This is a genomic window from Aliterella sp. E5.1, from assembly GCF_057473825.1.
Genome location: NZ_JBYCCV010000141.1, coordinates 1 through 7303 on the forward strand (window position 1 = coordinate 1; position 7303 = coordinate 7303).

At 44.4% G+C, this 7303-nt stretch carries 16 protein-coding genes and 1 pseudogene; 3 read left to right on the top strand and 14 right to left on the bottom strand.

All coding sequences use genetic code 11. The features are described 5' to 3' along the window. Positions 1-118 (top strand): annotated as a pseudogene (locus tag AC2VE5_RS23090) (IS1 family transposase); the annotation flags it as partial. A 263-nt stretch (positions 119-381) separates the two neighbouring features. Further along, positions 382-519, top strand: coding sequence for a hypothetical protein (locus tag AC2VE5_RS23095; RefSeq protein ID WP_486890009.1), 138 nt, complete (start codon positions 382-384; stop codon positions 517-519). Positions 520-537: 18 nt separating this feature from the next. Here the strand turns inward: AC2VE5_RS23095 and AC2VE5_RS23100 are convergent, their stop codons facing one another. The 14 genes from AC2VE5_RS23100 to AC2VE5_RS23165 all read right to left on the bottom strand — a co-directional run bounded on the left by AC2VE5_RS23100 (position 538) and on the right by AC2VE5_RS23165 (position 7142). After that, positions 538-906: a hypothetical protein gene (locus AC2VE5_RS23100; RefSeq protein WP_486890010.1), complete on the bottom strand. Its 369-nt coding sequence runs from the start codon at positions 904-906 to the stop codon at positions 538-540. A gap of 6 nt (positions 907-912) precedes the next feature. Beyond that, on the bottom strand, positions 913-1716 hold the full coding sequence (locus AC2VE5_RS23105; protein WP_486890011.1) for an ATP-grasp domain-containing protein: 804 nt from the start codon (positions 1714-1716) through the stop codon (positions 913-915). Between the two features lie 11 nt (positions 1717-1727). Continuing rightward, a complete protein-coding gene (locus AC2VE5_RS23110; protein ID WP_486890012.1) occupies positions 1728-2123 on the bottom strand; it encodes a tetratricopeptide repeat protein in 396 nt (131 codons plus the stop codon). Further along, positions 2120-2926 carry a hypothetical protein gene (locus AC2VE5_RS23115; RefSeq protein WP_486890013.1) on the bottom strand — a complete coding sequence of 269 codons (807 nt, stop codon included), beginning with the start codon at positions 2924-2926 and terminating at the stop codon, positions 2120-2122. Before AC2VE5_RS23115 ends, AC2VE5_RS23110 begins: the two co-directional genes overlap by 4 nt. Further along, on the bottom strand, positions 2919-3104 hold the full coding sequence (locus AC2VE5_RS23120) for a hypothetical protein (RefSeq protein ID WP_486890014.1): 186 nt from the start codon (positions 3102-3104) through the stop codon (positions 2919-2921). The genes AC2VE5_RS23115 and AC2VE5_RS23120 overlap by 8 nt, the downstream gene beginning before the upstream one ends. A gap of 119 nt (positions 3105-3223) precedes the next feature. Further along, positions 3224-3484: a hypothetical protein gene (locus tag AC2VE5_RS23125; RefSeq protein WP_486890015.1), complete on the bottom strand. Its 261-nt coding sequence runs from the start codon at positions 3482-3484 to the stop codon at positions 3224-3226. 44 nt (positions 3485-3528) lie between these two features. Further along, complete coding sequence (locus AC2VE5_RS23130) at positions 3529-3705, bottom strand: hypothetical protein (RefSeq protein ID WP_486890016.1); 177 nt, start codon at positions 3703-3705, stop codon at positions 3529-3531. Positions 3706-3787: 82 nt separating this feature from the next. Further along, complete coding sequence (locus tag AC2VE5_RS23135; protein ID WP_486890017.1) at positions 3788-4354, bottom strand: hypothetical protein; 567 nt, start codon at positions 4352-4354, stop codon at positions 3788-3790. Between the two features lie 29 nt (positions 4355-4383). Further along, the gene (locus AC2VE5_RS23140) at positions 4384-4704 is read right to left on the bottom strand and encodes a helix-turn-helix domain-containing protein (protein WP_486890018.1); all 321 of its coding nucleotides are present in this window, start codon (positions 4702-4704) and stop codon (positions 4384-4386) included. Continuing rightward, positions 4701-5111, bottom strand: a complete 411-nt coding sequence (locus AC2VE5_RS23145) for a hypothetical protein (RefSeq protein WP_486890019.1) — start codon at positions 5109-5111, stop codon at positions 4701-4703. The genes AC2VE5_RS23140 and AC2VE5_RS23145 overlap by 4 nt, the downstream gene beginning before the upstream one ends. Continuing rightward, positions 5108-5716, bottom strand: coding sequence for a hypothetical protein (locus tag AC2VE5_RS23150; protein ID WP_486890020.1), 609 nt, complete (start codon positions 5714-5716; stop codon positions 5108-5110). Before AC2VE5_RS23150 ends, AC2VE5_RS23145 begins: the two co-directional genes overlap by 4 nt. After that, on the bottom strand, positions 5707-6015 hold the full coding sequence (locus AC2VE5_RS23155; RefSeq protein WP_486890021.1) for a hypothetical protein: 309 nt from the start codon (positions 6013-6015) through the stop codon (positions 5707-5709). The genes AC2VE5_RS23150 and AC2VE5_RS23155 overlap by 10 nt, the downstream gene beginning before the upstream one ends. A 1-nt stretch (position 6016) precedes the next feature. After that, the gene (locus AC2VE5_RS23160) at positions 6017-6283 is read right to left on the bottom strand and encodes a hypothetical protein (RefSeq protein WP_486890022.1); all 267 of its coding nucleotides are present in this window, start codon (positions 6281-6283) and stop codon (positions 6017-6019) included. Positions 6284-6539: 256 nt separating this feature from the next. Beyond that, entirely contained in the window at positions 6540-7142 is a 603-nt protein-coding gene (locus AC2VE5_RS23165) for a DUF932 domain-containing protein (RefSeq protein ID WP_486890023.1), read from the bottom strand. A 64-nt stretch (positions 7143-7206) separates the two neighbouring features. Between AC2VE5_RS23165 and AC2VE5_RS23170 the strand changes: the two genes are divergently transcribed. Continuing rightward, positions 7207-7303: IS1/IS1595 family N-terminal zinc-binding domain-containing protein (locus AC2VE5_RS23170; RefSeq protein ID WP_486886923.1), on the top strand; the 97-nt coding region annotated here is incomplete at its 3' end.

A 7303-nucleotide genomic window follows, 5' to 3' on the forward strand; every position in this document is an offset into this window, starting at 1 on the left:
TTACTTCAATTGGATTTGGCAGCATAGTCGGTTCAAGTCCACTGCCGCACAACGAGCAGGATTAACCTCTCGACCATGGACTTGGAATGATATCGTGACCTATCCCACAATAATCTGACGCACTACCAAATTAAGCATTCGGTTGAGTCCTATTATGGGTAAAACGAAACCCGCTAGTCGTTGCAACTGGCGGGTGTGAATGTTATTTATTTACGGTACTGATGAAGTAATATTTCTTGCCCTGCACTTGCTGACGCGCCCTAGACTTGCTCTACCTCTGCTCAAGACGATGTAGAATAATTTGTAATCTTACTGTAGTGATGCTATATTTCTACGTCTTTGCCGCGCCTGGACAACGACAAAAAAGGAGGAAATATTTTGATGCGATCGCCAATTATTAGTTTTCTGCTGCTATTGGGTCTAATGATGCCACTGTCAGCCTGCGATTTTGGAGGAGGAGAGGCTGAAGAAGCGCCGGAAAATACTGAACAAAAAGAAGAAGATGATGATGACGATTGAGCAAAAGTATGGCAGGTTTCATGCCACTTGAGCATTTACGCCGACAGATTCTTTACTCTGCTGTACTGGCACTTGCCATCGCACCGTGACAAAGTTGCCGCCTGCTACCTGGTAAGAAAGGAAGTTAGAATGCGATCGCTTCCAGCCTTTGCCGTTAGAGTTTCGACAATACGCTGATTCGTTGACATTTGGCTGGGGTTTCCCTCGCTCCCAGTAGAGCCGACACAGTGGACCCGAAATCACGCGATAACGAAAGCTGCCGCCGGGGGATACGATAACTTCGCCTAAATATTCAGCGCTTAATTGGCGCAAATCCTCCTCAGCAAACAGCCCCAATGGAGCATAGAATCGCGTCGGGGCGGGTTCTAAAGCACTACATTTGCTCATTCTCTCTTACTTGCTTGCCCTTGCTGTTTCTACCCAAAGCTCTGCAAATCGTTCAGCCGTCCAACCAACTAAATCTGACACTTGACCGTCACCAATTTCTACAATCCGTTTGCAACCATCTGTGCGTTCTACTACATCTACTGAGAAGAACTTACTTTTAATTCGTTTGGCGCATTCCTCAACAATTTCGGGAATTTCCTCACCCGGTAGTGCAGCAAATGATTTGCCATTTATCACAAAATAACGTTTCTCTGTTTTAGTAACAAAATCTTCAACTCGTCTGACGCAAAGACCGCCCTCAATACTGCCTCTAAACTTGTACATTTGAGCCACGACTGTTCTGATTGCTGAAGGCTCATTAATTACTGCTCCCACTGAGGTTTTGAGAGACTTAACATAATCTTTGATGAAAAACCTGCCCAAACCTAGCTTACTCAAGGCAAGTTCTAAATTTTCATCAACCGAGAAAAAGCGAGTTTCTGGCGTTAAATCGTGAATTAATGAATACCAGTTAAATAAGTAGTGGGTTGCTAGATACTCATCATGAGAAGTCAAAGCCTCGCTACTAGCATTTCTTACACTATCAACTAACAGTGAATATTCCCTAGATGTAAGCATCCAGCCTCGGTAAACTACTTTTGACTGTGGCGCTGGCATCGGGAAAATTCTAGCTGTTCCCAATGCCAATGTTTCCAATGAAATACATGATATTTCAAATCCTACATCTCGTAGGCAATTAACCTGCTCCCCATACGTTTCATCTACCTTTTTGGGATTGAAGTAATCGCTGGGAAATACAAACCTCAACATTTCTGCTCACCTTACCGATTAAGTAGGTTCAAATTTTGCTCAATCCTCTCTAAATCTACCCTTACTTCGCTTTTTTCCTGAGCGCCAATTTTACCAGATTTTAGCTGACCCAGATAAAGCTTTTTGGCTTGCTCGAAATCGAGTCGGGCTGCCTCTGATTGACCTAAGTTACTCAGGGCGATCGCACGATAATAGTAAGCCTCAGCTAGATCGGGAAACTGTTTTATGGCATTATTTGCCACTCGCAAAGCCGTAGAGTAGTTTTTGTCTTTGGTTGCATTTTCGATTACTTGAATCAACTGCTCGGAAGTTGGTTGGGATTGGAAGTCTATTGTTACTTGAGTAAATCCTGGTAATGCCAAGGTTAGCAAGGGCAATAACAATGCTGTTACAATGATTTTTTTCATGATTGCGTAACTGATACTTGTTGTTTTCCTTTTGTTCTACTAGCAGAAACCTTAACTTGTGCTGATGCCTTCGCCGTAGAAGCCTCTCTATTGAAGTGCTGACGCAATGCTGGCAAATCCTCAATGATGTTAATAGTTGCCGACAACCCAATCACTTCAAACAGGTCTATTGCTGACTGCCACTCCTCGTCGGTTGCACTTTGGGCAAGCAGCAAGTCAAGGATTACCTGGGGCAATTCTACCTCGCGTTTCTCCTGTGCATTCCAAGTTCGTACTTTTTCTGCCAACAATTCTTGGGAAGAAACTGGCGGCAGGTGAGGACGTGCTTGTTGACGCAAGGCAAACAACTTTGCCTCCAGCCCACTCACAGGTAAACTTAGCTGAACGCCTAGTTTGTCTCTGGCTTTGCCTTTGGGTTTCCAGTTGACAACAACGGGATTGACTGGTGCTGGGATATCGAGAACAGTTGCAATGGAAAGAGCAAGTTGCCCCTCTCTATTGCTGTCACTCATCCTATCACCGATGTTGCAATGCGGATAGACAGTAGTTACTTTTTGAGTTGCGGTTTTTCGGACATCCCCGTAGACGCGAAGTTGGACGCTCAAGCTATGCCACCGATAACCTGCCGTTGCTTCTGCAAACTCCCGAATCATTGGCAAGGGCAAGCTTTCCATCCCTTCCAACAGCAAAATGCGATCGCCACTCAAGCCTTCAGAGATTCGCCGTAACTTGTAATAAGGATGTTGATTGAGGAAGGACTTGAGCCAGGTTTTTTGACGTTGATTTAACCGTGGATTAGCCATTAGCAATTCTGCGAATAATGTGCAAAGTAAACTTTTCTCCATTAGGAGTTACAAGCTCGACTGAGGCACAACCTTCAACGCTTGCTAGAGCGGTTTCTACTGCCTCGGATAACTCTGCTAATCCTGTTGGATTGGAAACTATAGCGGTTCGCACTTGAGTGCAGTACACCTTAAGCATGACCTCACAGTAATTAAATCCTAAAGCTGTACTTTATCGGAATGAGAACTGCTGTAAGTACGCCTCTAGTTTTGGAGTCTCAAGATTTTTTGTCATGGTTTCCTTTTTCCCAAAAGTATTTAAAACTTACTTTCCTCATCCGACACTGCTGCCCAAGATTCTTTATGCTTCACTTGAGCCTGGTAATTGACACCCTTTAGCACCGGAGCCGCTTGCGCCTTCACAATAGCCTCTGCTTGTTTCAGCAGAAGCTCTGCTACTGCTTCTGCTTCTTCATCCACATCTACCTTGGCGTACAAGTTAATCCCCAGTTCCAGACTTTCATAATTTCCCAAATTTAGCTTTTGTTTGTACTCGATACCGACTGTGGTAATTTGCATATTTTTTGATAATTGGTTGACTTAGGCGCTCATATTACTCTCGTTTATCGGCGATTGGAACGGAATTGCAAGTGTTGAATTTGGTGACTCACCTTTTTGATGTAATGCCGCAAGACAATCTTTCCTCTCTGTTTTGCTTGCGGGTACACCTGCTGATAATGCTTGAGCAAATGCTGTAATTCCCCAAGGCTTTTTTGTTTGGTAAATACTGGTTCTAACATTGTTAGCTCTCTCTTTTTCATGACAAAATGGGGCTAGATAATTGTTCTAACCCCTAGTTAATGAATTAGGGCAAGTAATGCTCTAAGCAGTCTGGGGTATCTGGGTTGTTTGCTCTACCCGCCCGTGCGCTGTATCGATTTTAGAGATTGCCCGTGCTATTGTGTGCTGCCAATTAACAGGCTCGTTATAGGGCGCATACGCTGCTCGTCCAGTTACTGGGTTATAGACACGCGAGAATAATACTTGCTCCGTGTCTCCAGGTTCTACAGCAATTGTCATTGGTTTATTGAAAGAAACAACTGGTAACGTAGCAAGCGTGTAAATTAAACCTTTAGCAAAGAGTGTTTCATAACCCGACTGAATTATATAATTACGCTCAGCACGAATATAAAGATTAACTTTATGGTCTGGTTTACCCTTATATTCTTTTTGCTCTATTTCTAGCCTCTCAACAATTCCCGTCAAAGCTTGAAATAAAATCGGCTCATGTTTTTTGTTCGCACCATCCCAGAAATACCACAAACACTCAGCATACTGGCGGTTGGCATATATGTATCGCGGTTTAGGAGAATGCCCAAAACCAAGTTGCTGTTTTGATGCTTGTAATTCTTGCAAGATTGCTTGCAGGTATGCGTTGCTGTCATCCATAAAATTACCTCTCTTATGGTACTGATGTACTATTGTATTATCCTGACTGCAAAGTCTGGAGCTTGCCGCATCCACAGGAACAACGCGGGCATAGCCTTGTAGTGCTGTTTTAGAAAGTCTTGATACCGTTCGGGCAAGCGACCCGTTAGGCACATTAACTCCTCTCTATCCAAGCCCAAGTAGTGCGCTAACTGTTGGATTACATACTCTTTGGGTGGGTATTGGGTGTTGTCGCTCTCCAGTTTAGATAGGTAAGTAAAGTCTACTTCTACCATCGCCGCCAGTTCGCGCTGGCTATAGCCAAGGCGAGTACGCGCCGTGCGGATAACTTGACCAAAGGTTGTAGTCACAAATCAACTCCAAACTCCCGCAAGATACTTTTCTCATCGTCCCAAACCTTTTCCCAATCCGGCGGGTCTGCTACAGTCTCGTACCCATCTTGGGAAGCAATACGATACAAGATTAGCTCGGATAGGTGGAAGTCAACATAAGTAGGAACGAGCAAGCCCTTCTCTAAATACTGCGGGAAGATCATCAGCTGTCCCATAGCATCGTACAAGTGCAAGCTCACGTTACGCGGTTGCTCTTGATTGCCGTAGGATTCACCATTAACTGAAAACTGATAGGAGAGGATTTCGACAACAATGCCAAACTCAAAGCCCCTCCAACCACTAGGCTTAAGCAGTACCCATTCTTCTGGACGGTAGAGTTCTTTGAGTTTGACGATATCGCCCATAGTGAGAATATGGTCGCTCATAACACCTCTAATTTTGCAAAAAGAACTTTTGATGTGTTACTGCATAATTGCCACTCCATCTCCACTGCCTCATCACGAGCTAGATTTTCGCTTTCTGTTTCAAAAGTTCTGGACATTCTGTAGTCGCTCGTTGGAGTCGATACCTCAAAAGTCAGCACAAATTTTTTGCTGTCTTCTCCTTCGGCTGTTTCCAACTCAGCTACTAGAAAATTAGATATTGCCAACTGCCTCTGTGCTTGCACTTTCTTTGCAAATTCGTAACCCGCACGTTCTACAGCATCCTCTAATAACAAGGTTATATTTTGCTTGTAGTGTTGCTGAAAAATAGCTTCGCCGCGCTCAAACTTCCGTGCTATAGCTGCTTTCTTCTCCGCTTGATGGTTTACGACCGAACCGGTAAATCCCCAACGAGTCGCCTCAGTATAATAAATTGAGGTTATGGAGAGAAACTTTCCGGTATGACCATCATGCTCCGCGATTACACTTTTATCATTGACCTTGACAACCTTGTAACCGTTCGCTAGTTCCATGCCTACTTGACCATCAATTTTACCCAGTTTGCCGATTCCCTGATTGTTGGTATCTTTGATTATTCTTAGTTGCATAATTCCTCCGCAAGTTCCTCGCTCCAGTACCGCAAGCTTTCCCAAGTAATGCCATTGTCAGCATCGTGACTGTTGAATGCTTCCTGTAATACATTAATTGCCTGTTCTTCCGGGAGAGAAGACGAGCCAGTATCCTCATCAAAATCGTCTTGAACGCTATGCACGTCATCGGTTGTCCAAACAACCGCTACTTTGTCCGCCCAATACTGCGATAGTATAAGTTCTACCTGCTGCCCATCTGTAGCTAACCCTGCTTCGACTAAACTCGAAGCCATGTCTTTGATGTGGTGTTCGTACATACTATTTTCTTCTGCCCAAAACGCTTACGGTCATCTCTAAGGGAGGTAGTTGCACCTGGTCATAAGTCTTCAGGGGCAATGGTTGTACCGAAGCTTTGCTACAAGTGACTTCGATGCGGCGATCGTATAATAACTGTACGGGAATCGAAGCAGCCAAACTATTAGCTATCTGTTGACACTTGACTATATCAACATCTCCAATAATGTCATACTCTAAAATAATCTTGTTAGAGTGTCGTTTTTCAATCTTTCTACGTTCAAAATCCATAAGTGTTTGCCTTCCTTTTCCTAGTAAGTAGTTTGCTCAGATTGACTGCGGACAATTAGTTTTTAATTCCAGAACGTAGAAGTGCTTTGAATAGAACAATCTGCGCTAACGGAATTAAAAAGGCGATCGCGCTCATTAATAATGCTGGAAGTATGCTGCTTTCCATATATGAACCTCCGATAATTGTTAAAGCCTCAACGTCAACTTCTGCCCAGAATTAAGCTGGCGAAGTAACGCGCCAGCTAGTCATCGCAAGTTACTTCGCCATCGCAATTTCTTTCCAACTAGAAGCAGGCAAAGACAACACCCGGCTACCATCACGCTCTAACGCCGTCGCCCGTTCATAATCCTCTAGGTCTTGGCTCGTGCGCGTGATCGCATTGAGCAAGCCATAAGCCGATAAGTCACCGCCCTGAATGAGGTGTTGCAGTATGCCTGAGCTTTCCTCGCTGTTGTAGCCAAAGCTCTTTGTTAGCAGTTCTACAGACTTAACAGGATTGCCTTCAATCTTTTGTTCTGTTGCCTCTTTCATCCGGTCAACAATTGTTGTGAACTTGGTAATATCTACTGCTGCCCTTACTGTGTCCTGCACCTTAAGAAAAAATGCTCGGTCGTCGGCTTTGATTGTTTCGTCCCTAAATAACTCGTAAGCCTCGCCTTCCTCTGCGTTGCGCCCTACGTGATATCGCTTCTGGCTGTGGTCTTGAGCGATCATCCCATTGGTGCAAATTAATCTGTAGATTAGCGGCTCTACCTTGAGTGAACCCATGCCCACCTCAGAGTTAGAAATTACCATCCCCGCTTGCACTACGTCACCTTTTTTAACTTCTAGCTCTAGGCGCTCATTGATAACCTTGATGGTAGTGCGTCAAATAAACGTGGGATTGGTAGAGTAGAGGGGATCTCTCATCTGCAACTCGTCCATGCAATGCCCTTTGTGTGATCATTCTAAAGCCCATAAACACGGCAAGATGCCCAACGGACATCAACGCTATCTCTGTCCTGTTTGCCAACAGACGT